We start from the raw sequence: 24,042 nt of genomic DNA on the forward strand, positions 1-24,042 counted from the left end.
ACGGGCGAAAATGTGTCGAGCATGTGTAATAGGTGGCATTAAAAGGGAAGAATCACGTCTTTTTCACGGCGGAACAACTACTGATTGTCACAACAATGGAAAGACCGGGTCGCACCGCCCGGCCTTGATGAACGGCCTTAATGAAGGGATCAGTAGTCTTTTTCGTAGAAGATGCCGCCGCTGGAATCGCCTTCGGCACCGAGCGCGCCCTTGGCTTTCAGATTCTTGGTGATATCGAGATTGATGGTGCCCTTGGTCGAGCCGCCTGATCCTGCTTCCACGCCCAGATAGATATTGTCGCGGATATAGCGACCGGCGCGAACTGCTGTCTGCCCCTTGTCATCCGTCACGACATCAAGATCGTCGAGACCTGTACCGGCACGCAGCTTGTTCATCAGCGAGTTGTCAGAACCGCCTGCAAGTTCTGCCGCCGCAGCAGCAAGCTGCGCGATCTGGAACGCTGACAATTCGCCGATGGACCGCTTGAAGATGAGCTGCGCCAGCACTTCATCCTGCGGCAATTCCGGCGTTGAGGAAAACTGGATGTCGAGATTGTCGACCGTACCCCTCACCGTCACGATAGCGGTAATTTCATTGCCTTCTGAACGGGCGACGAAGTTGAGCTGCGGATTGAGATCGCCAACCAGCGTGACATTGCCTTCATCGAAGGTGATACGCTGGCCGAGAATGCCGATGCGACCGCGGATCATGTCGAAGGCCCCGACCGGCTTAATGTCGGTGACCGGTCCGGTCAGGCGAAGACGTCCGCCCAGTTCCGTATCCAGCCCACGACCACGCACGAAAATCTGATTGGGCGCATTAACGAGAACGTCGAGGCGCGGCACCGTCGGGCGTGCTGTTGGCGTCGGCACCTTGCTACGACGCGTTTCAACCTTGGCCCGGTCAAGCGTCACCTGAACGTTTTTCGGCGTATTCTTGTGGCGAACAGGCACATAGGCTGCGCCGCCACCGAGATTTTCCGGGACCGAGATTTCCGCCCTGTCGACATCGATGCGCCCCGAAATCAGCGGATCGCGCATCAGCGGCCCGTTGATCGTGATCCCGCCATCGACCGTCGCCACGACCAGCTTGCCGTCGGCATAACGGGCACGATTGAGCTTGATCTCGATATTGGCCGGGAAGTTCGCTTCAGCATTGGTTGAAATCGTACCGCTGGCGGAAACCGATCCGCCACTGCCCAGTGCGGCATTGACCTGACGCAGCGTGACAGTTTCGCCATCCAGGCTGCCCATGACATTGATGTTGTTCAGGCGGACATTAGTGTCGGGATCGAAAAAGGTTGCGCCATTGGTGGAGAACATGCCGCGCAATTGCGGCCGGTCGAAGCCACCCGAAACACTGGCCGTCAGCGTCAGTGTACCGTTTGCCTGCGCACCGCGATCTGCCAGGAAACGGTTCGCGAGTGCCAGCGGAATGCTGCCATTGACATTGACCCCAAGCCCCTGCCCCGAGAACGGCACCTTGCCATTGGCTGTGACGTTGAGACCACCTGGTCCGTCGACAGTCAGCGACGAAAAATCAATGGCCATGGCCGCATAGCTGCCGGCGGCCTGCAACGTAAGCGGCGCAAGTCCGTTATCGCGCAGCGGCTTGGCCGCAAGGCCGTTGCCACGCAGACTGAAGGCTGCTGCAGGATTGGTGAGTGGTCCCGTGACACGCGCCGTGCCGGTCACGTTACCGGCAAGATCCTGTCCCTTGACGACGCCATTCAGTGCCGTCAGCGGAAGATTGGCGAGATTAACGTCAACGGCCAGATCACCCTTATCGAGCGGCACGCTGCCATTGGCGCGGACATCGATGCCGTTGCCATTTTGGGCACCTCCGGTCACATGCGCATCGACATTGAGCCGGTTATCAGCCGAAGTGCCCTTGGCATCGGCATTGAGAGCCGCAATGCCTTGCTTTTTAAGTTCGGCTGCCGTCACGCCCCGTGCATTCATGTCGAAGGCGACATTGGGCGCCTGCTTCGTACCGGTGATGCGGGCCGTACCGTTGACCGTTCCGCCAAGCCCCAGCTCAGGCTTGAACGTATTGGCGAGAGCCAGCGGCAGATTGGAAAGAGCAACCGAAAGATCAAGGCGACCATCGACCACGCCATTGACCTTGACCTGACCGGCGCTGGCATCAGCGCCCGTATTGATGATGATATCCCCTAAGGAGATTTCCTCGCCCTTCATGGAAATGATGGCGGGCGCGGCAAGATTGGCGCCAAGTGTGCCCTGCTTCACATGAGCAGAGGCAAGCCCCAGTTCAAAACCACCATCCTTCGGCTCAAGCGAACCGGTGGCACTGGCGACCGTGCCTGTTTTCAGCTTGGTCTCGGCAGTGAAATCGGTTTTCGAGCCGGTCGCATTGGCCGTGGCGTCTAAGCTGTCAATACCGAACGTGCCAACCATGAGGTCGCGTGCTGCAGCATTGCCATCGACCACCGGAACCCCGAACAGGTCTTTCGCCGTCAGGGCAATGTCAGCCGATGTGATGCGATTGCCATTGACGTTGATATCCTTGGCATTGGCGGTGACCGAGGCATTCTGGCGACCGTCATTGGCGTCAAGCTTAATGTCGGCACTGGCGGCTCCGGTTGCCTCTGCCAGCGCGAGGGCCGCAGCCGTGGAAATATCCGGCGCGTCGAGCTTCAGCGCACCGGTGAAGAGACCTTTCGCGGTCTGGGTTACATTGCCGGCAAGATGCGCGCCGCCTGCATTGAAGACCAGATCAGTGAGACGTTTTTCGTCATTGACGATATCAATCAGCGTTCCGAGATCGATGCGCTGGCCATTGAGGAACGCGCTGCCAGCAAGCTTGCCGGAAAGAGCTGCGCCTGTTTTTGCATTGCCGTCGAGCATGGCATTGAAATCAAGCCCCCCGTCGGAAAGCGCGCGCCCGGCCAGAGTGCCTTGCGGCGCATCGGCGCGCAATGCCAGTGCGATCAGCTTATCGTCACCGCGCGCGCTGCCCTTGACGGTCATACGGCCCGATGCCTGATCCGAAAGCAGCTTGAGATCGGACAGCATGACGCCAAAGTCGAAACTTGCCTTATCGGAAGCGAATGAACCATTGGCGGTGATCTGGCTCAGCTCGTTGCCGATGCGGAAATCACGCGCTGAAAAACCTTGTGCGCTGCGGCCAAGCGCACCGCTGAGATTGACGGCACCATCAAGAATGCGGTCAACGGCTTCCGTACCGGTGCGCATGTTCTGCGCCGTACCATTGAGGTCGAGTTGGAATGCGCCGCTGATCGGGCGAACAATGCCATTGGCGTTTACATCAATACTGCCTGCGAGGTTGCGGTCTGCCAGGGCGCCGAACGGCGCAAGGCTTGCCACCTTGGCGGCGATATTGCCGTTGAAGGCAAAGTCATCAATATTGCCCTTGAGATCGAGGCTAAGGCCGTTGCCGGCAATATTGGCCCGTGCAAGCTCAACCGGCGAACCGGCGCGCCATGAGCCGTCGATGGCAACATCAATCTTGTTTCCAAGCGCCTCGGCGATCTCCGCACGTTTCGCCGAAATGCCATCCATCCCGCCATTGACCTTGAAGGTGATATGGCGGTTGACGGCATCATTAAGGCTTTCAGCAACGCCGCCCATATCGAGCGCGATAGTTTTGGCGGAAATGGTCGCATTCCTGAGACCGGCAATGGCAAGAGTTCCCGTCCAGTCATTGGTCGGGCGATCACCGTAAGCGATCTTGAATTCTGCATTGTCGATATAGGTTTCAGCGCCCTTGACCGGCAGAAGAACGCGGCCCTTGCTCTCATCGGCAACAGAAGCGTCGATGCGCAGCCTGTTCAGGAAGCGATCATTGCCGGTTTCGGCGGATGCCTTCAGTTTCAAGGCGGCAGTGTTCAGCACCAGATCGTCAAGGCGGAAACCGCCTGCATCCTTGAGGAAGCCGTCGGCGGACAGTGTGGTTTCGGCACCGAAAAAATCGCGGAAGACCGGTGGCACGAGAACCGCGATCGGGCCATTGAAGCGGGCGGAGAAGAGGCGCCCGCCATCGGGCGCCTGACCTTGCCTGTTAAGCGCGAATTCGCCAGTCAGCGTGCGGCTACCATTGGTGTCGAGCGCCAGATCGACCTTCAATTCGTCGAGGGGGCCAGCGCCGGTCAAAGTGAGATTGACCGGAGGACGGCCATCGATGTTCAACAGGTTGGCGACAATGCCGTTGGCCGGTTCCGAGACTTTAAGGTCGAGATCGACCTTCTGGTCGGCATTGGCGTAGGCCGCGCGAAGAGCGAAACTTCCGCCCGGACCGTCAAGACGCTTGATGTCGAAATTGGAAACCAGTGAACCGTCGGCCAGCGACAGACTGCCATTGGCCGACACTTCCGATTCGAGACCGAAAATTTCCGGTCCGAAATGCAGGCGCGCAATGGTGAGCTGGTCAAGATTGATCGAAACCGGCAGCTCCGGCAGGCTGAACGTCGACGACTCCGGCGACGGCAAGCTATTGTCGGGCAATGGCTTGCGGATAATGTCGATGCGCTCAGCGGCCAGCGACTGAATGCTGAGACGGCCAACGAGCAGCGCGGTACGGCTCCAATTGAGCTTGGCGTTCTCGACACGCAGCCAGACGCCTTCGCGGTCTGCAATGGTGATCGAGCTGACGGTCGCTTCCGAAGACAGCACACCGCTGATGCCGGAAATGGAAATGCGACGGTTCGGCGCGGAAAGCTGGCTTTCCACAAAAGACAGGAAATAGGATTTTTCTTCTTCAGGCTGCGCCTGAGGCTCCGAACTGCCCGACTCCTGTGCCCCCGTGTTTATCTGAGCATGGGCTGTCACAGGTGTGTCCTGTTCCGGCCAGCCGAAAATGACTGCCGTAACGGCGAAAGCGACAAAGGCTATGATTGCGAGAAATCTGGTCAAAACGCCTGTCCTATACCGACGTACAAGCCATAGCTCGGATCACCCGAGCGGCGGTTGAGCGGAACGGCGACATCAAGGCGGATCGGTCCGAGACCGGTCAGATAGCGTAGACCGCCACCGACACCGACACGCATCTGTTCTGAGAAATCAGGAAACGACTTTTCGCCGACATAACCTGCATCGACAAACGCCACCGCACCGATGGAATCAGTGATGCGGGTGCGCACTTCGCCATTGGCCTCGACAAGGGAACGCCCGCCGATGATCTCGCCATTGCCCGCGCTGACCCCGATATTGCGATAGCCGTAGCCGCGGACCGAACCGCCGCCGCCCGCCAGAAAGAGTTGGCTCGGCGGCAGGTCCTCGATGGAGGCACCAACAATCGAACCAACCTTGAGACGGCCTGCCAGGATCACACGGTCCTTTTCGCCAAAGCCGTAATAGGTGCGACCTTCAGCGGTGAAGCGCGTGGCGAAATTGCCATACTGGAATTCATAGAAGGGCTGGATGTTACCTTCCAGATAGATGCCCGAACTCGGGTCCGGCTTGTTGTTGCGGTTGTCAAAGAGGAGATTGCCCTCAAGCCCCGCTGTCGTGAAAGTGCGGTCGCCGAATACATCGTCGTTGAAGCGGCCATGGCTGGCCTTCGCATAGAGCGCGCCCGACAGCTCGTCGCTGAATATCTGCGTAAAACCGGTCTTCGCATTGACCGAGGTTTCGGTATAGGCGTCCAGCACCTCACGCTTGGCATCGAGCGAGGCAACAAAATCCGTATCTGGCGTATAGACGCCCGGCTTGGTGAAGGTTGTACCCAGAAGATAGGTAAAGTTCTTCGGATCGAAGGAATTGTCCTGCGTGCCGCCAATGCCGCTAACCTTGGCGTCGAAGCGCAGGCGCTCTCCGCGCCCGAAAAGGTTGCGGTGCATCCAGTAGCCGGTCAGGCCGAAACCGTCGATGGTCGAATATTCCGCACCGAAGCCGAAGCGGCGCGGCTTGCGTTCCTGCACATTGAGCGTCATCGGTAGACTGCCGTCCGGCTCGATCTTTTCGGCTTCCTGGAAACTCATTGCACGGAATACTTCCATGCGACCGAGACGTTTCTTGGCTTTCTCGATATCGTCGGGATCGTATTGCTGACCCGGTTTCAGCCCCGTCATCCAGGCCACGAATTGCGGGTCCATGCGCGCCGTACCAAGCACGCTAACCGGACCGTAATGCGCTTTCTGGCCGGGATCGAGCGAAACGTCAGCGGAAACCCGATTGTCTGCATGGTCGGCAACAATGTCCTCGCCAGTGACCCGCGCTTTCGCGTAGCCCTGCTGACGCCAGGCCTCAACGGCAAGGCGTTCGGCCTTGATGACAGTCCCGGATCGCGCCACCTGTCCTGGCGCGAAGCCGACGTCTTCCGGCGACTGCACGTGATCGCGCTTGTCGACCGGCGGCGGGGCAATGTTGGAAATGGCCGTGCGCGAAAACAGGAACTGCGGACCCGGATCGACCGAAATAGCGACCTTGGCATCATTGGGGATTTCCGCGTCGGGCGGAATGTCGTTTGCCTCTCGCCCATCGACTTGAATGGAGATCGTACCGCCATAGCGACCCTCGCCATAGAGCGCGGCTAGAATACGGCGATAATCGCCGCGCGCCTTGGACAGCAGCCCGGCAGAGCCAGACGCAGGTCTTTCTGCATCGGAAACCAGGCTTGACGCCCCTTCAATGGTGGATTTCAGATCGGCTTCCCTACCGTCCGCATTCTTGCGGTCGCCGGTGGTCGTGACCTCGACTGTGTAAGTTTTGGGGTCGATGATATCGGGATCTTCCTTCTTGTCCTCGCCCCACAGACGAACACCAAAGATCTCGAACGCCAATGCAGGCGATACCGCGAAGGAAGAAAAATGCGCCGCCAGCAAAAGCACGGCGATGCTCCTTCCCTGTATCGTCCTGTTACTCCAAGTCATACGCGCTACTGTCCGGTTCCTATCTATGCGGTCGCCTGGAAGCGTCCCGTTCATCACCCCCAGCCCAGGACGATTCAGGGATTACCATAGGGAGAACGGAAGTCCAAGCAACAACGCTAGATATGGACCATTTCAGTCAATGGAGTATTAACGTTACCACACCATTGCAAATTCCCGTTAGAATTGAACCAGTCAGACGCATATTTCGCATTGATTGCGGAAACAAGGCTGATGAGAAACGGCTCGCCGACGGGGGTGCTGTCGGCGAGCCGCCTATCAGGTCATTGGGAGGAGGAGGGAACGACCTGATAAAGTTTGGCTATGGTTGCAGTGCCGACTAACGTCGGTCAGCGTCCGGCATGCATCGGCCGCACATTGCCGAAGTGCATGCCGCCACCAAAACCACCACCGCCGAATCCGCGATTGACGAATGCAGGTCGGTTGAAACCAGCGAAGCCGCCAGGGGACATTACGGGACCGGGGCCCCAGCTGCGGCGTATCTGACCTTGCGGCCATCCGCGTCCGCCCCAGCCACCACGGCCATTCCACTGCGGGCCGCGACCCCAATGGTTGTTCCAGCCGCCGCGATTGGACTGGCAATTACGACCGATACAGCCGTTGATATAGTTCGGCCCACCACGCCAGCCCGGGCCCCAGCCGCCGCCCCAACCAGGCCCCCAGCCGGGACCCCAGTAACCGCCGGTCGCCCAGCCAAGGGCTATTCCGACACCCAAGCCGTCAGCGTAGCCGTCGTTATTGACGATCACCGTGGTGTTGGAGGGTGCCGCGTAGGCGGGACCGCTATAGGCGCCGAAACGGACATAACGCGCAGAAACCCAGCCGACCCTGTTGCCGTTATAAATCTGGCACCAACCGTTGCGGCACGAACCCGCATTGACGGTCGCGCCTGCGGGGAGCGCTGCGAGCCGTCCGTAATTGGCGCCCGGTCCCGAGCGGACATTGACCGAAGCCGAGACATAAGCCGTTGCAGCCGAGGCGATGGCGGGCGCGAACAAGGCTGCCGCAATGACAGCAGCCCCAATAGCACGATTTTTAGTAAGCATTCCCTTAAATAAAGACATCGCATCTTCTCCAGATTAGCGATCAAACAGAGACGAATTAAGTATCTAATGCGACCTAATCTATGTTTATGTTGTACACGATGCAAACAACATACGCAATAATGGTAAATTTACGGCATATATTACAATATTCTACACTTCTACATTAAATATAATAATCTTGATTTTACAGAGTGTATCAACGGAATTACAGCAAGTTGATTAAAAATTTAAATAATGTTTCTAAGCAAACAAAAAAGGCGCCCCGGAGGGAACCGGGGCGCCACGCGGCTTTGGGGGAGAGAGGGAGGATAAAGCCGCGATCACGGGCCGTCAGGCCAGTTGCTCTGCAAGGTTCAAGGACGCCCTCCCTGCAAGCACTACGATGCAGGGAAGCATTTGACGAAGCTGTACTATCAAAGCGCCAAGATGCTGTGCATCACCCCTTGAAAAGCTCGATCACTACATGGGCTGAAACAAGTCTCGATAAGTCTAGCTTATCGAGACTTGGCATTACGGCAGATTGCGCACGTCTTCCGGTGACATGTACATCGGCATCATGTTGGTATCGAGGTGATGCATGACCCAGATGGAGCCAGCAAGAACGATAGCCAGAATGATGACCGTGAAGATGAAGGCCAGAATGTTCCAGCCGCCTTCCGACTTCGGATCAAGGTGCAGGAAGTAAACCAGATGCACCACAATCTGAACCGCGGCCATTCCAATGACAATCGCCGCGGTTGTTGCTGGCGTGAAATAGCCATTCATTGCCAACATAAACGGAACGATCGTGAGGACAATCGCGAGAGCCAGACCAATCAGGTAGGACTTCAGGTTGCCGTGTGCGGCGTGATCATGTGTTTCGTGTGCAGAGCTCATCACAGTACACCCAACAGATAGACAAGGGTAAAGACGCCGATCCAGATAATATCCAGGAAGTGCCAGAAGAGGCTGAGACACATCACGCGCGTCTGGTTCTTTTCCGTCAGGCCATCGCGCAGGAGCTGGGCGGAAAGCACCAGAATCCAGATCAGACCCGACGTGATATGAAGACCGTGGGTTCCTACCAGTGCAAAGAAAGCAGAAAGGAACGCGCTACGGCCCGGACCTGCGCCCTCATGGATCAGGTGATTGAACTCATAGACTTCCATCGCCAGGAAGGCTGCACCGAGCAGGAAGGTGACACCCAGCCAGAACAGCAAGCCTGCGCGGTTCTTTTTGAACATGGACAGCGTGGCCAGACCATAGGTCAGCGATGAGGCCAGCAGCAGCATGGTTTCGATCAGAACGAAGTTCAGATCGAACAGTTCACGGCCGGTTGGGCCACCCGCGAACTGATGCGCCAGAACGGCATAGGTTGCAAAGAGTCCCGAAAAGAGGACGCAATCGCTCATCAGGTAGATCCAGAAGCCGACCAGCGTGGTCGACCCTGCATCGTGATGGTCCTCGTGCGCGGGATGCTCGTTTCCGCCCGTGAACGGAGCGGCGGTTGAAATGCTTGCGCTCATCGGAATCAGGCCTCCTGAGCAGTCAGTTGCCGGGTACGGAGGTCTTCGACTTCCTGCACCTCTTCGGCCGAGACGTAATAGTCTCTGTCATTATTGAAGGAGTGAGCGATGGCAACGGCCAGCACAGCGAGGGCAGAGGCGATTGCCAGCCACCAGATGTGCCACACCAAAGCAAAGCCGAGCGGAATGTTCAGCATTCCGATGATGAAGCCGGTGCCGGTGTTCTTTGGCATGTGGATCCGCGCGAACTTTTCGGTGCGGCGCACATAACCGTTCTGCTTCATATCCCACCAGCTATCATGGTCGCGCACATGCGGAACTTCGGCGAAGTTGTAGAAAGCAGGCGGCGAAGCCAGCGACCACTCCAGCGTACGCCCCGTACCCCAGCTGTCGCCATTGGTGTCGCGCAGCTTTTCGCGGTCGCGGATAGAAACCGCGATCTGCAAAACCTGGAACACGATGCCGCAAAGAATGACGGCGACGCCGATTGCGGCAATGATGAGGTAGATGTGCCATGCCGGGTTTTCAGTGTGGTTCAGGCGGCGGGTCATGCCCATCAGGCCAAGCACATAGAGCGGCATAAAGGCGAGCAGGAAGCCGACAAGCCAGCACCAGAACGCGTTCTTGCCGAGACGTTCGTTCAGCTTGAAGCCGAATGCCTTCGGCCACCAGTAGACGAGGCCGGCGAAGCAGCCGAACAGAACGCCCGAGATGATCACGTTATGGAAGTGGGCGATCAGGAACACGGAATTGTGGAGCACGAAATCCGCAGGCGGAACTGCGAGCAGAACACCCGTCATGCCGCCGATAACGAAGGTGCACATGAAGCCTATGGTCCACATTACCGGCGTTTCCATGCGGACGCGGCCCTTATACATGGTGAAGAGCCAGTTGAAGACCTTCGCCCCTGTCGGGATCGAGATGATCATGGTCGCCACACCGAAGAAGGCGTTGACGTTAGCGCCACCACCCATGGTGAAGAAGTGGTGGACCCAGACCAGGAACGACAGCACAGTGATGGCAACGGTGGCGTAAACCATCGACTTGTAGCCGAACAGGCGCTTGCCGGAGAAGGTAGCCACGATTTCCGAAAAGATGCCGAAGCAAGGCAGAACCAGAATATAGACTTCCGGGTGACCCCAGATCCAGATCAGGTTCACATACATCATTGGATTGCCACCGGCATCATTGGTGAAGAAGTGGAAATCGAGATAACGGTCAAGCGACAGCAGAGCGAGCGTCACAGTCAAAATCGGGAACGCTGCCACGATCAGAACGTTCGAGCAGAGCGCGGTCCAGGTGAAGACCGGAACCTGCATCATTCCCATGCCGGGCGCGCGCATCTTGATGATGGTGGTGATGAGGTTCACGCCTGACAGTAGCGTACCCATACCGGAAATCTGCAAGGCCCAGATATAGTAATCCACGCCGACGTCCGGGCTGAATTCCTTGCCGGAAAGCGGCGGATAGGCCAGCCAGCCGGTCTTGGCGAATTCACCGACACCGAGCGAGATGTTGATGAGGATCGCGCCGGCAACCGTCAGCCAGAAGCTGAGCGAGTTGAGGTAGGGGAAAGCCACGTCGCGCGCGCCGATCTGAAGCGGCACTGCAAAGTTCATCAGGCCGACGATGAAGGGCATCGCCACAAAAAAGATCATGATCACGCCATGGGCAGTGAAGATCTGGTCGTAGTGGTGCGGCGGCAGGAAGCCTTCATTGGCACCGGAGGCAATCGCCTGCTGAGCGCGCATCATGACAGCATCCGAGAAGCCGCGGAACAGCATCACGAGTGCCAGAATGATGTACATCACGCCAATGCGCTTGTGGTCGACCGACGTCAGCCAGTCATTCCAGAGCGGAACCCATTTGCGATAGTAGGTAATGGCTGCCAGAATAGCGAGCGCCCCACCAGCCACCGCGGCCAATGTGACCATGATGATTGGCTCATGATAGGGTATCGCTTCGAGCGTAAGTTTTCCGAACATTTTTATCACGCTTCGATTGGAGCAATTCCGGGACGGCAAAAGACGGCCATCTTTCCGGAACCGCGTGAAACAAAGGATTGAATGCGGATGGCCGCGACCTCTTGCGAGATCACGGACCTATCGGCACATCAGTTTTCGAGCTGCGAAAGGCGCTGCGGCTGGACTGCGCAGATGATGTCGCTCGCCCACTGGCTGAAATCGACAGGCGAAGACTTGCGCAGATTGGCGCGCGCTTCGCGGATCATCTGTTGACGATGCATTTCATCGTCGAGGCACACGGATTTTCCGTCCCAGCAACGGTTCACGATGTTGTGGAACAACGCCTGGTCACTATAGGTGAAAAACTGCGGCGGAACCTTCTCGCTTGGCTGAACCAGCGAGGCGTAACGGTCACGGCTCAACTCTTCGCCATTCGCCTTTGCCTTAACATCGGCCACCCACTTGTCGAAGTCGGCCTGATTGTAGGCATGCGCCTTGAAACGCATCTGGGCAAAGCCCTGACCGCTATAATTGGCGGAGATACCGTCAAATTCGCCTTCGTGATTGGCAACCAGATGCAGCTTCGTCTGCATGCTTGGCATGGTGTAGACCTGGCTGCCGAGCTGCGGGATGAAGAAGGAATTCATGATGTTGCTGGAGGTCAGCTTGAAGTTGACCGGCACATCGACCGGCATTGCCATCTCGTTGACGGTGGCTATGCCCTGATCCGGGTAGATGAAAAGCCATTTCCAGTCGAGCGCCACGACTTCGACATTAATCGGCTTCGCGTTCGATTCCAGCGGGCGATACGGATCAAGCTTGTGGGTGCTGATCCAGGTGACCGTGCCGAGCACAACAATGATCGCCATCGGAATGAGCCAGACGGCAAGCTCGATCTTCGTCGAGTGGTGCCAGTCGGGCTGGTAGTCCGCCTTTTCGTTCGAGGCGCGGTACTTCCATGCGAAGTAAAGCGTCATGAAGATGACGGGCAGCACGACAAGCAGCATGATGCCGGTCGCAAAAAGGATGAGATCGCGTTCTGCCATGCCGACTTCCCCTTTCGGGGAGAGCAAGACCTGGTTCTCGCAGCCGGCGAGAAACGCCGTGAGGGCCAAGACGGCGAACGAAACGATCGTCCGGGGGGTGCCGTGTTTCATTTGTCTTTCCATCCTGCGCGCAGAGTTTCACCTCCGGCGCATGCGTCATTTCCTAGTTTTCGGTAAATTCTGAAATTTCCAAAAGTACCGTTATAACGAATAGTCGCGTTTGTCACGTGTCTGACGAAAATTCTGCTGGATCGTAATGTCGCGCCCAAAAACGGGCATTTTGTCTGAACAATCAGGCCTGCTCAATGATGCGGGCCATGCTTTAGGCAATGCGTAAATACAATATGTCTGCCGCCACTTTCAGCGATCGGCATCCTGACGGGCGGTATGAATGGGCCGCCAGTTGTTATGTGTGGCGGAGCGATTAGGCCCAAAGCATGAAGTTTGCAAGATAAAAGCGCCGCTTGCCCTATGGATAAACGGGATCGTGATAGGATTTTACCGGATTCACCGCGAATTGTGTGCATCTCCACAGCCCCTTGATCCGGGTTAGCTGTTTTCGCGGCGGCACAATCTTCGATAACCAGACGCGCTGTGACCGTTTATCTTCCTCGCTATATATGCTTATTGAAAATATGCGAGCAAACTGGGGGAAGAGATGATATTTGCCGAAACGCCGCTTGATGAAGCCGAAGGCACAATTCTCGGCTATGCAATGACGGCAGGCGCATTCGTGTTGCGCAAAGGCGCGGTTCTCGACACACTCAACCTCGCAATGCTGCAGGAAGCAGGCATAGGCTCGGTTCTGGCTGCGCGCCTGGAGCCAGGCGATATCGGTGAGGACGACGCCGCACTTGCCATTGGCCATATGCTTGCCTCCGCCCAAGTGGAGATCGGCAACGCCACAACCGGACGGGTCAATCTCCACGCCCGGAAGAACGGGGTTTTTTCGGCAGATGCCGACCGTATCGATTCAATCAATGCGTATGATGCGCGCATTTCCATCGCGACGCTACGCAATTATGTGCGCGTGGAAGCCGGCCAGATGATTGCCACCGTCAAGATCATTCCATTTGCCGTGCCGGAAACCCTTTTGCGGGAAATCGGCCTGGATTCGCAGCCCGCGCTGGACGTCTGGCCGTTCTATGGTGCGCGGGTCGGTCTGATCCAGTCGCGCCTCCCCTCAATACGCGAGACGGTGCTTGAGAAGACCCGAGAGGTGATGGAAAAGCGCGTGACCGGGAATGGCGGAACGCTCGTTCTGGAAAGGCGCGTCGCGCACGATCAGGCCGCTTTGGCAACGGCAATCGGCGAGGTAAGCCCCACCTGCGACGTCATTGTTATTTTCAGTGCTTCGGCGGTTGCCGACGAGGCGGATATCGTGCCGCAATCGATCCGCATTTCGGGCGGAAAAATCCTGCGGATCGGCATGCCTGTCGATCCCGGCAATTTGCTGGTTCTTGGGCAGCGCGACGGCAAATATATCGTCGCCGCCCCCGGATCGGCCCGCAGCGCCCGCGAAAACAGCCTCGACTGGGTGCTGGATCGCCTGATGGCAGGGATCGCGCTTTCCGCAGAGGATCTTTCGTGCATGGGGGTGGGTGGGCTCCTCCTTTAGCTTGCGCTTCCCTCTCCCGGCGGCTTGGACAAACCTCAGAGCGTGTAGTCGAAAACCAAAATGCCCTCGATACCGCCTTCGGCTGCTTCAACCAGGCTTTTACCAACCTTCACGTGATCGGGATGCGGAAGATAGGCGTCCCGCGCCGCCTCATCCGTGAAGTCAACGACAAAACCGTGCCGGAATCCCTTTTCGAGATTCTCAGGACTGTTGTTTTCGCCAGCCGTAATAGACAGGATACCGCCGATCCGGTCCTTAAGTGCCACAACGGCCTGCAGCTTTTCTTCGATTTCCACAGCTGCGAGTTCGGGCCTGAATTTGATGAGAACCATATGGCGTATCATGAATGGCTTCCGTGATTGAAAATAAGATCGCAAAGCCTTCGCGGAGCGCGGCAGACCATGTCTTTCATACGGTATTTATCGATCGGAGAAAATGCTTCCGCCCTATATCGACGAGATGGGCAACACCAGCATGTCTACACACCAACCATTTCGCGGTTCCTCGCGAGCCCGACCGGAACTTGCTTGCCGTCAATTCTTGAACCACTTTTAAATATGGAACTGGCTTGCTTTGCCGGATCGCTCCTCAGCGCAGGCACCTTTCAGGACATTTCAAAACGAAAAAGGCCGGGCTGAACCCGACCTTCCGCTTTCACCTGAGTTGCGCCAGTACATCCGTGGTCACGATCCCAAGTGAATTCCCGATACGCATATGGATATAAACCGTCTGCGTTTCAGGAATATGACATTGCGGGCAGCGGCCAGATTGCTCCAATACCGGTTCAACCCGGCCCTGCCCCGACAGTTTCGGCCCACAAACCGTTGCCTGAAACTGCCGTATCCTTCCGTGATCGTCTGATGCTTTACGACAAGAGAGCCGCAGAACCAGTCGTCAGGCTGCCATCGGCGTTTCCGCCACATCGGGGTGGTTGTAGTTCCACACCTCAATCAGGCATTGCTGCATCAAATCTAGATCAACCGGACCGATCCGGCTCAGCACGAGATCAAGGTCGTCAGGTTCCACGCCCCGGTTGAGCAACTCAACAATAGCCTCGATCAGAATTCGTTTATCGTCAAATCTGTAGCGCTGCATAAACCTGCTCCGCTATCTGCCCCAGCTCATGATCGTAGATTAAACAGTCATGGTTAACCGAAGCTTAAGCCGCAAAAAGCAATGCGATTTACTGCTACCAACAACCGGTGCAGACGCTTGCTCCAACATACTCTCCCGCACATTGGCGAGCTCATTTTAAAAGTAACTCAAACAGAAAATATTATTCTTTTGAACAAGATTAAGTCTAAATCTTATTATATTCGCTGCAGAATCCAAGAACAAATTTTCATTATGATATATTTTATGATTTACTTTTATTCGAATGAGGCCCCTATGTCGTTTTTTCAGAAGTATCTCGATTGGTCCTTCACTTATGCCCGACTGACCGGACTCGGGCTGCTTATCGGCTTGAGTGTCCTGGGAGGATATCTTTACACGCTGCAATATAAGGGCAACGTTCACACTATCATCAATGGGCAGGCCTATCGCTCCAACCAGCCCGACGCTGCGCGCATCGCTTCCCTGCAAAAGCTTTACGGCATCAAGACCATCATCAATCTGCGCGGCCCAGAGCCGGGCGCGAAATGGTATGACGATGAAATCGCAGCAGCGAAGGCACTCGGCATCAATCATGCGGATTTTGAAATGTCTTCGAGGCGGGAGCTGAACCCCGCCCAAACCAGACAACTGATCGCCCTGATGAAAAATGCGGAAAAGCCCGTGCTTATCCACTGCAAATCCGGCGCGGACCGTACGGGACTTGCTGCAGCACTCTATGTGGCGGCAGTTGCGAAGGGCAGCGAAAGCAAAGCCGAACGGCAGATGTCCATTGCCTACGGACATTTCGGCTTTCCCCTCAGCCCCACCTACGCGATGGAAAAGACATTCGAGGCCATTGAGGCGGAACTCGGCTATACCGGTTCCTGACGGTTTTCAGCTTCACAAATGCAAAACGCCGGGGAAAAACCCCGGCGTTTTTATATTCTAAAACCACGACGATCTTATTCGAGGCCGACGATCTTGCCGTCATCCCACTTGAAGATGTCGAAGCTCGGCGAGCTGAGATCGCCGTTTGCACCATAGGTCAGTGTACCGATAGCGGTTTCAATTGGCTTGCCGTCATGCAGTGCCTTGGCAACCGCAGCGGAATCGTCAGTCGAACCGGCACGCTCGATGCCAGCCTTGATAACTTCCACAGCAGCATAAGCGTTCATGGTGAAGGCTTCAGCCGGGATACCCTTAGCCTTGAGCGCTTCGATAGCATCCTTGGAAGCCGGGTTCTTGGTGGCGTCCTTGGCATTGGTGAAGAGCGTGCCCTGTGCATTGGTGCCGCCGATTGCCCAATATTCGGTATTGGACAGGCCTTCACCGCCGAGGACCAGAGCCTGCATGCCAGCGTCGTGCAACTGACGTGACAGGAGGCCACCTTCGGCGTGATAGCCGCCGAAATAGACAACTTCGGTGCCAGCCGACTTCAGCTTGGTGACGAGCGCGCTGAAATCCTTGTCGCCCGGCGTGACAGAGTCGTAATGCACTTCCGTGATGCCGCCCTTGTTGATCGCCGCTTTGAAAGCGTCGGCCAGACCCTTGCCGTAAGCGCCCTTGTCGTGGATCACAGCGACCTTCTTGTCCTTCATGTGCTTCAAGACATAGTCGGCCATTACTTCAGCCTGCTGGTCGTCGCGACCACAGGTGCGGAATACGTTCTCTAGATTGCGTGCCGTCAGATCCGGACCGGTTGCGGTCGGAGTGACCATCAGAACGCCGTTTTCCGAGAACACGTCAGAAACAGGGATGGCAACGCCGGTCGTGACCGGACCGACAACGAACTTGATGCCGTCGCCAACGATCTGGTTGGCAGCGGAAACGCCCTGCTTCGGTTCACCGGCATCGTCGGCGAACTTCAGAACGACTTTCTCGCCCTTGATGCCGCCAGCCTTGTTGATGACTTCAACGGCGGTTTCCGCCCCCTTCTTCACCTGGTCACCGAAAGCGGCGACAGGCCCCGTCAGCGGAGCAACGACGCCGATGGTAATGTCTGCATAGGCGGCGCTGGCAAAGCCGATTGTAGCCGCAAAGGCCACGCTGGAAAGAAGTTTCAGGTTCATTCTTTTTCTCCTTTGTGGGGCAGCGTCCTCCGACGGCCCCGAGACAACCCTTGCCGGTCAAATCTCAGCGCATCTGCGCACCGAATTGCCGGGCCCTCCCTTTTGTTCATCGCATGATCTCAAAGGGTCAATCCAAAAGCCCGCTCCCACTCGTCGAAGAGGCCAGAGCCATAATATTATCCGAAATTGCATCAGCGCTTTCGGAATCATGCTCCAGAACAGGAACGAGCTTTCATGATGTAATAAGAATGCATTTCCGGCCACCGATTGCAAGGGGCCAAGTGCCCGCAATTACAACGAAAACCGCCTCCCACAAAATGCTTATCCTCCTCTCTTCCACGATGGTGATTTCTTCGCAAAAAAGGCCGCGATTCCCTCTGCGGCCTCTGGTGTCTCCCATGTGTCGGCAAGGCGGGTGAGCGTCATGTCGATCACCGCCTCGTCTATCGGCGCGCCCAGCGCTTGAACCAGCCGCTTGGAGGCGGCAACGGCCGCGGGCGCGGTGGAAAAATAAGGTTTTATTTCCGCCTCCACAGCCGCATCGAGATGCTCCGCCTCGACAACCTCATGCACCAACCCGATCCGCTGTGCTTCCTCAGCACCGAAAGGGCGGGCAGATGTGAATGTGCGCAGCGCATTCGCCTGCCCGATACGCGCCACCACATAGGGGCTGATGGTGGCCGGTATCAGGCCAAGCCTCGTTTCCGTCAGCCCGAAGCGCGCACCGGAAACGCTGATTGCAGCATCGCACACGCAAATCAGTCCGACGCCGCCGCCATAGGCCTGACCGTTGATACGCCCGATCAGTGGTTTTGGCAGATCACGCAGTGCTTTCAGCATGAGCGCGAGCTTGCGCGCTTCCTCAATTCTCTGGGCGCGCGTGGCTTTCACCTGCTCCCGCATCCATCCAAGATCGCCGCCCGCACAAAAACTTGTGCCATTGCCGGTCAGAATCACGAGACGCACGGCTTGGTTGTCGGCCAGATGCAACGCCGCCGTTGTCAGTTCGTTGATCATCCCGCCAGAGAGGGCATTATGATGTTCGGGCCGGTTGAGCGTCAGCGTGGCCACGCCGCGCGCATCAACGGCGATATGGAGCGTCTCAAAGTCGTTCATGCCGCTTTATCCTGGCGCAGCGCTTCAGCGAACAAAGCCGCCGATCTGAGCCTGCCCAGATCGAGCCCGGTTTCAAATCCCATGTCATGCAGCATTTCTACAACGGAAACCGTATCGACATTGCCCTTGGCGCCCGGTGCAAAAGGACAGCCGCCGAGACCTCCAACCGAAGCATCAAACACCCGCAAGCCCTTTTCCAGACTGACGCGGATATTGTCGAGCGCCCGCCCACCCGTGTCATGATAGTGACCGGCAAGGCTGTGCGCCGGTGCGATGGCCAACACAGCATCGAGCATGGCCGCAACCTTGTCCGGCGTGCCGCGCCCGATGGTATCGCCGAGGCTCACCTCATGACAGCCGAGCGAGAAGAGTTGCCCGGTTACATCGGCAACCGCCTGCGGGGCCACCGGTCCGTCATAAGGGCATTCGACCACGCAGCTCACATAGCCGCGAATGGCAAGGCCGTCATTGATGGCAGCACCGATGACGGGAGACAGCCGCTCGATGCTTTCCGCAATCGTGCAATTGATATTGGCTTTTGAAAATCCTTCCGAAGCGGAAACGAAAACTGCTATTTCATCCACATTGGCTGCCGCTGCCGCCTCATAGCCCTTCATATTGGGGACAAGTGCCGAATAGCGAACGCTGCCAGCACGGCGGATACCGGCCATGACCTCCGCTGCGTCTGCCAGTTGCGGCACCCATTTGGGGCTGACGAAGCTCGTCGCCTCTATACGGGCATAGCCGCAGTCCGACAGACGGTCGATCAATGCGATCTTGTCAGCTGTCGGCACAAACCGCTTTTCGTTTTGCAGGCCATCACGCGCAGCCATTTCAACAATTTCCACGTGTTCAGCCATGGTCTTCCTCCAGTTCAACGAGCAGTGCGCCCTCGGCGACCTGATCCCCTGTCACAACAGTTACGGACGCAACCTTGCCGTCACGCGGCGCGGTCAATGACAGTTCCATCTTCATGGCTTCCATCGTCACCAGCGGATCGCCCTTGGCGACGCTCGCACCCTCCACAACGGAAACCAGTCGTATCAGCCCCGGCATCGGCGACAGGATGCAGCTTTCGCTCGAAGCGTCCTCCTCCGCACCGACAGACTGCACATGATGGAATATGGTGTCGCGGCCTTCGAGTTGCACTGTCACATCATGTCCGGTGCGCACGACAGACGCCTCCGACACACGACCATCGAGTGCGAAGCGAACCAACCCGTTCTTATGGTCAAGGATTTCGATCATGCCGAAAGGAAAGCCGAAAGACCTCTCGCCCTTGCTCGTGAAGCTCAGTGTATGACGCGCGCCATTATGATCGAGCAGTATCGAGCGCGATGCTTCACCCCAAAGCCGGAAGCCGCGCAGGCTCGTCCATGGATCATCATTCTGCGGCGCATCCAGTAGGTCGAGCGCACCGAGTGCAGCCAGCGCAAAGGCGATATCCGAAGGCTGCTTATCGGCGAACTGCACTGCCGTCTCGCGTGCGATCAGGCCTGTATCGACATCGCCTGTGCGGAAAGCTTCAAGGTTGCAAAGCACTGAGAGGAACTGACGATTGGTGACGAGACCTGCAATCCGGGTCTTGTTCAGTGCAGCATCGAGCCGGTTCAGTGCCTCGTCGCGCGTGGCCCCATGGGCGACAATCTTTGCGATCATGGGATCGTAGAACGGCGTGATCGTGTCGCCGGTGCGCACGCCGGAATCGACACGCGCATTTCCGGGCGGTGCGAACAAGGCAAGCTTGCCCGTGGCTGGCAAAAAATCCCGCACCGGGTCTTCCGCATAAAGCCGGGCCTCGAAAGCCCAGCCGTTTATGGAAAGTTGGTCCTGACGTTTCGGCAGCGCTTCGCCGGAAGCCACACGCAATTGCCATTCGACAAGATCCAAGCCGGTGATCGCTTCCGTTACCGGATGCTCCACCTGCAGGCGGGTGTTCATTTCCATGAAGAAGAAGCGATCGGGTCTGAGCCCTTCCGATACGTCGGCGATGAATTCCACCGTACCCGCACCGCAATAGCCGATGGCCAATGCCGCCCTGACCGCCGCCTCGCCCATGGCGGTGCGCATGTCCGGCGTCATACCGGGCGCAGGCGCTTCCTCAATCACCTTTTGATGGCGGCGTTGCAGCGAACAATCGCGCTCGAACAGATGCACCGCATTGCCGTGATTATCACCAAAAACCTGCACTTCGATATGACGCGGCTTCGTCATGTATTTTTCGATAAGCACCGCGCCATCGCCGAAAGCGGCTTCGGCCTCACGACGCGCGCTGTCCAGCGCTGCCGCGAAATCAGCAGCCTGATCGACGCGGCGCATACCCTTGCCGCCGCCGCCCGCCCGCGCTTTGATGAGCACCGGATAGGTGATCCGATCCGCCTCGTTTTTGAGAAAGGCCGCATCCTGATTGTCGCCGTGATAGCCGGGCACAACCGGTACGCCTGCCTTCTCCATCAGTGCCTTGGCGGCATCTTTCAGCCCCATGGCGCGAATGGCTTTTGCCGTTGGGCCGATGAACGTGAGGTCTGCGCCCTCGACAGCATCCACGAAAGCCGGATTTTCCGACAGGAATCCATAGCCCGGATGAATCGCCTCAGCACCGGTTTCTTTCGCCGCTTTGATGATCGCATCAATATTGAGGTAGCTTTGCGCTGAAATGGCAGGACCGACACGGACAGCCTCGTCGGCCATTTCGACGTGCAATGCGTTGGCATCCGCATCGGAGTAAATTGCGACCGTAGTAATGCCCAATCTACGCGCCGTGCGAATAACCCGGCAGGCAATTTCTCCGCGATTGGCAATCAGTATTTTCTTGAACATCTGATTGCCCCTTACATCCTGAAGATACCGAAGCGCGTCGGCACGACCGGCGCATTCAGCATGGCGGCAAGCGACAGGCCAAGCACTTCCCGGCTCTTACGCGGATCGACGATCCCATCATCCCAAAGCCGCGCGGAAGCATAGAGCGGATGGCTCTGACGCTCGAACATCTCCAGCGTCGGGTGCTTGAACTCCGCTTCCTCATCCGCTGACCATGTGCCACCGGTGCGCTCTATCCCATCGCGCTTGACAGTTGCCAGTACGCCCGCCGCCTGTTCGCCGCCCATCACTGCGATACGGCTGTTCGGCCAGGTCCATAAAAACCGTGGCGAATAGGCGCGTCCGGCCATGCCGTAATTGCCTGCGCCGTAGGACGCGCCGATCAGCATGGTGATCTTCGGCACATTGGCCGTCGCCACCGCCGTCACCAGCTTGGCACCGTGCTTGGCAATGCCTTCGGCCTCATATCTGCGCCCGACCATGAAGCCGGTAATGTTCTGCAAAAACACCAGCGGAAACTTGCGCTGGCAGCAAAGCTCGATGAAATGTGCGCCCTTCAGGGCCGCTTCGGAGAACAATACGCCATTATTGGCAATGATGCCGACCGGCATGCCGTAGACGCTGGCAAAGCCGCACACCAAAGTGCTGCCGTAGCGCGCCTTGAACTCATCGAAATCCGAACCATCAACCAACCGCGCTATCACCTCACGCACATCATAGGGAATGCGCGTATCGGCTGAAACGACGCCCAGAATTTCCTCCGGGTCATAAAGCGGGGCAGCGCCGTCGCCTCTTGGAGTGAAGCTGCGCTTTTCACTGTTGAGATTGGCTGCAATAGAACGCGCGATCTGCAAAGCATGGGTGTCGTCATTGGCCAGATGATCGGCCACGCCGGAAAGCCGCGTGTGCACGTCACCGCCGCCGAGATCTTCCGCACTCACCACTTCGCCGGTTGCGGCCTTCACCAGCGGCGGGCCAGCCAGAAAAATCGTGCCCTGATTGCGCACGATCACCGTTTCGTCGCTCATGGCGGGTACGTAAGCGCCGCCTGCCGTGCACGACCCCATGACAACGGCGATTTGCGGAATGCCGGCCGCCGACATCTGTGCCTGATTGTAGAATATACGCCCGAAATGGTCGCGATCCGGGAAAACCTCGTCCTGGTTCGGCAGGTTGGCACCGCCCGAATCGACCAGATAAATGCAGGGCAGACGGTTTTCGCCCGCGATTTCCTGCGCACGCAGATGCTTTTTAACCGTGATCGGGTAATAGGTACCGCCCTTTACCGTTGCATCGTTGCAGACGATCATGCAGTCGCGTCCCGACACGCGCCCGATTCCGGTGATGATCCCACCCGCAGGGGCTGCGCCATCATACATGCCATGCGCTGCCGTCAGGCCCACTTCCAGAAAAGGCGAACCAGGATCGAGCAATTGCGCCACACGCTCACGCGGGAGCAGCTTGCCGCGTGCAACATGGCGTTCACGCGCTTTCTCGCCGCCACCATCAATGGCAATATGCGAGGCTTCCGCCACCGTGTCGATCGCCGCCAGCATGGCTTTGCGGTTGGCCTCGAAGCTGGCGCTGCGCGTCGAGATTTCAGATTTGAGAACCGCCATCAACGGGTCTCCTGAAACAGTTCCCGCCCGATCAACATGCGCCGGATTTCCGATGTTCCCGCGCCGATTTCATAAAGCTTGGCATCGCGCAAAAGACGTCCCGCCGGGTAATCGTTGATATAACCGTTGCCGCCCAGCGCCTGTATCGCCTGCAAGGCCATCTGCGTGGCGTTTTCGGCTGAATAGAGAATGCAGCCCGCCGCATCCTTGCGTGTTGTCTCACCCCGGTCACAGGCCGCAGCAACAGCATAAACATAGGCACGCGAAGCGTTGAACAGCACATACATGTCGGCAAGCTTGCCCTGCATGAGCTGGAACTCGCCGATCGGCTGATCGAACTGCTTGCGCTCATGCATATAGGGTATCACGACATCAAGGCATGCCGCCATGATGCCAAGCGGACCACCTGCCAGAACCACGCGCTCATAATCGAGGCCGGACATCAGCACATTGACACCCTTGCCCTCGGCTCCCAGAAGATTTTCGGCTGGCACTTCGCAATCTTCGAACACCAGTTCGCAGGTGTTGGAGCCGCGCATGCCAAGCTTGTCGAGCTTCTGCGCCGTGGAAAAGCCCCTGAAACCTTTCTCAACAATGAAGGCGCTGATCCCGCGCGGGCCTGCGGACAGATCGGTCTTGGCATAGACCACCAGCACATCGGCATCCGGGCCATTGGTGATCCACATCTTGTTTCCGTTCAGCACATATCGGTCACCGCGCTTTTCGGCGGCAAGCTTCATCGAAACGACGTCGGAACCCGCGCCCGGCTCGGACATTGCGAGCGCGCCCACATGCTCACCGGAAATGAGCTGGGGCAGATATTTCGCACACTGCTCGGGAGAACCGTTCCGCTTGATCTGGTTGACGCAGAGATTGGAATGGGCGCCGTAGCTGAGGCCGATGGAAGCGGACGCGCGGCTGATTTCTTCCATCGCAACGCAATGGGCAAGATAGCCCATGCCAGCGCCGCCATATTCCTCGGGCGCCGTGATGCCAAGGACGCCAAGCGCACCCAATTCACGCCAGAGATGCATGGGAAATGCGTTGTTGCGGTCAGTTTCAGCGGCCAGCGGCGCAATGCGGCTTTCCGCAAAACGGCGCACCGTATCGCGGAGGGCTTCGATCTCCTCGCCAAGACCGAAACTCATGCCTCCCCAATTTGGGCCCGATGCAAACATACTCGTCCTCCACAAGTTCTGCCCGGCAACCACCGCTTTCGCTGTGGGCTATGTTCAGGCCAGAGTGTCCCGTGAATTTCGAATAGGCAACCGTTTTG

Annotated in this window: 17 protein-coding genes; 2 read left to right on the forward strand and 15 right to left on the reverse strand. The window is 57.5% G+C overall.

Features of this window, described 5'->3' with window-relative positions; translation table 11 throughout:
• Positions 1-149: 149 nt before the first annotated feature.
• The 7 genes from FJQ48_RS10060 to cyoA form a co-directional block, all read right to left on the reverse strand.
• On the reverse strand, positions 150-4,892 hold the full coding sequence (locus FJQ48_RS10060; protein ID WP_139974989.1) for a translocation/assembly module TamB domain-containing protein: 4,743 nt from the start codon (positions 4,890-4,892) through the stop codon (positions 150-152).
• Positions 4,889-6,808 (reverse strand): autotransporter assembly complex family protein, encoded by a 1,920-nt coding sequence (locus FJQ48_RS10065; RefSeq protein WP_139974990.1) that lies wholly within the window; start codon positions 6,806-6,808, stop codon positions 4,889-4,891. Before FJQ48_RS10065 ends, FJQ48_RS10060 begins: the two co-directional genes overlap by 4 nt.
• Before the next feature lie 389 nt (positions 6,809-7,197).
• The gene (locus tag FJQ48_RS10070; RefSeq protein ID WP_139974991.1) at positions 7,198-7,932 is read right to left on the reverse strand and encodes an SH3 domain-containing protein; all 735 of its coding nucleotides are present in this window, start codon (positions 7,930-7,932) and stop codon (positions 7,198-7,200) included.
• Between the two features lie 492 nt (positions 7,933-8,424).
• Positions 8,425-8,790, reverse strand: a complete 366-nt coding sequence (cyoD, locus tag FJQ48_RS10075; protein ID WP_139974992.1) for a cytochrome o ubiquinol oxidase subunit IV — start codon at positions 8,788-8,790, stop codon at positions 8,425-8,427.
• The gene (cyoC, locus tag FJQ48_RS10080) at positions 8,790-9,419 is read right to left on the reverse strand and encodes a cytochrome o ubiquinol oxidase subunit III (RefSeq protein ID WP_139974993.1); all 630 of its coding nucleotides are present in this window, start codon (positions 9,417-9,419) and stop codon (positions 8,790-8,792) included. Before cyoC ends, cyoD begins: the two co-directional genes overlap by 1 nt.
• A 5-nt stretch (positions 9,420-9,424) precedes the next feature.
• Positions 9,425-11,404 (reverse strand): cytochrome o ubiquinol oxidase subunit I, encoded by a 1,980-nt coding sequence (cyoB, locus tag FJQ48_RS10085; RefSeq protein WP_139974994.1) that lies wholly within the window; start codon positions 11,402-11,404, stop codon positions 9,425-9,427.
• Between the two features lie 128 nt (positions 11,405-11,532).
• Complete coding sequence (cyoA, locus tag FJQ48_RS10090; protein WP_139974995.1) at positions 11,533-12,540, reverse strand: ubiquinol oxidase subunit II; 1,008 nt, start codon at positions 12,538-12,540, stop codon at positions 11,533-11,535.
• Between the two features lie 547 nt (positions 12,541-13,087).
• Between cyoA and FJQ48_RS10095 the strand changes: the two genes are divergently transcribed.
• Entirely contained in the window at positions 13,088-14,047 is a 960-nt protein-coding gene (locus FJQ48_RS10095; protein ID WP_139974996.1) for a molybdopterin-binding protein, read from the forward strand.
• Positions 14,048-14,082: 35 nt separating this feature from the next.
• Here FJQ48_RS10095 and FJQ48_RS10100 read toward each other — a convergent pair whose 3' ends face one another.
• Both FJQ48_RS10100 and FJQ48_RS10105 read right to left on the reverse strand, forming a co-directional pair.
• Complete coding sequence (locus FJQ48_RS10100) at positions 14,083-14,391, reverse strand: Dabb family protein (RefSeq protein ID WP_139974997.1); 309 nt, start codon at positions 14,389-14,391, stop codon at positions 14,083-14,085.
• A gap of 550 nt (positions 14,392-14,941) precedes the next feature.
• Positions 14,942-15,142 (reverse strand): hypothetical protein, encoded by a 201-nt coding sequence (locus tag FJQ48_RS10105; protein ID WP_139974998.1) that lies wholly within the window; start codon positions 15,140-15,142, stop codon positions 14,942-14,944.
• 294 nt (positions 15,143-15,436) lie between these two features.
• On the opposite strand from FJQ48_RS10105, the gene FJQ48_RS10110 reads away from it, so the two are divergent.
• Positions 15,437-16,030 (forward strand): tyrosine-protein phosphatase, encoded by a 594-nt coding sequence (locus tag FJQ48_RS10110; protein WP_139974999.1) that lies wholly within the window; start codon positions 15,437-15,439, stop codon positions 16,028-16,030.
• 74 nt (positions 16,031-16,104) lie between these two features.
• Here the strand turns inward: FJQ48_RS10110 and FJQ48_RS10115 are convergent, their stop codons facing one another.
• The 6 genes from FJQ48_RS10115 to FJQ48_RS10145 all read right to left on the reverse strand — a co-directional run bounded on the left by FJQ48_RS10115 (position 16,105) and on the right by FJQ48_RS10145 (position 23,944).
• A complete protein-coding gene (locus FJQ48_RS10115; protein ID WP_139975000.1) occupies positions 16,105-17,211 on the reverse strand; it encodes a branched-chain amino acid ABC transporter substrate-binding protein in 1,107 nt (368 codons plus the stop codon).
• Between the two features lie 321 nt (positions 17,212-17,532).
• A complete protein-coding gene (locus FJQ48_RS10125) occupies positions 17,533-18,327 on the reverse strand; it encodes a crotonase/enoyl-CoA hydratase family protein (RefSeq protein WP_139975001.1) in 795 nt (264 codons plus the stop codon).
• Positions 18,324-19,187, reverse strand: a complete 864-nt coding sequence (locus FJQ48_RS10130; protein ID WP_139975002.1) for a hydroxymethylglutaryl-CoA lyase — start codon at positions 19,185-19,187, stop codon at positions 18,324-18,326. Before FJQ48_RS10130 ends, FJQ48_RS10125 begins: the two co-directional genes overlap by 4 nt.
• Positions 19,180-21,147, reverse strand: a complete 1,968-nt coding sequence (locus tag FJQ48_RS10135; protein ID WP_139975003.1) for an acetyl/propionyl/methylcrotonyl-CoA carboxylase subunit alpha — start codon at positions 21,145-21,147, stop codon at positions 19,180-19,182. The genes FJQ48_RS10130 and FJQ48_RS10135 overlap by 8 nt, the downstream gene beginning before the upstream one ends.
• Positions 21,148-21,158: 11 nt before the next feature.
• Positions 21,159-22,766, reverse strand: a complete 1,608-nt coding sequence (locus FJQ48_RS10140) for a carboxyl transferase domain-containing protein (RefSeq protein WP_139975004.1) — start codon at positions 22,764-22,766, stop codon at positions 21,159-21,161.
• Positions 22,766-23,944: an isovaleryl-CoA dehydrogenase gene (locus FJQ48_RS10145; protein ID WP_139975005.1), complete on the reverse strand. Its 1,179-nt coding sequence runs from the start codon at positions 23,942-23,944 to the stop codon at positions 22,766-22,768. The genes FJQ48_RS10140 and FJQ48_RS10145 overlap by 1 nt, the downstream gene beginning before the upstream one ends.
• Positions 23,945-24,042: the final 98 nt, after the last annotated feature.

Source organism: Ochrobactrum sp. CGA5 (genome assembly GCF_006345815.1).
GTDB lineage: Bacteria > Pseudomonadota > Alphaproteobacteria > Rhizobiales > Rhizobiaceae > Brucella.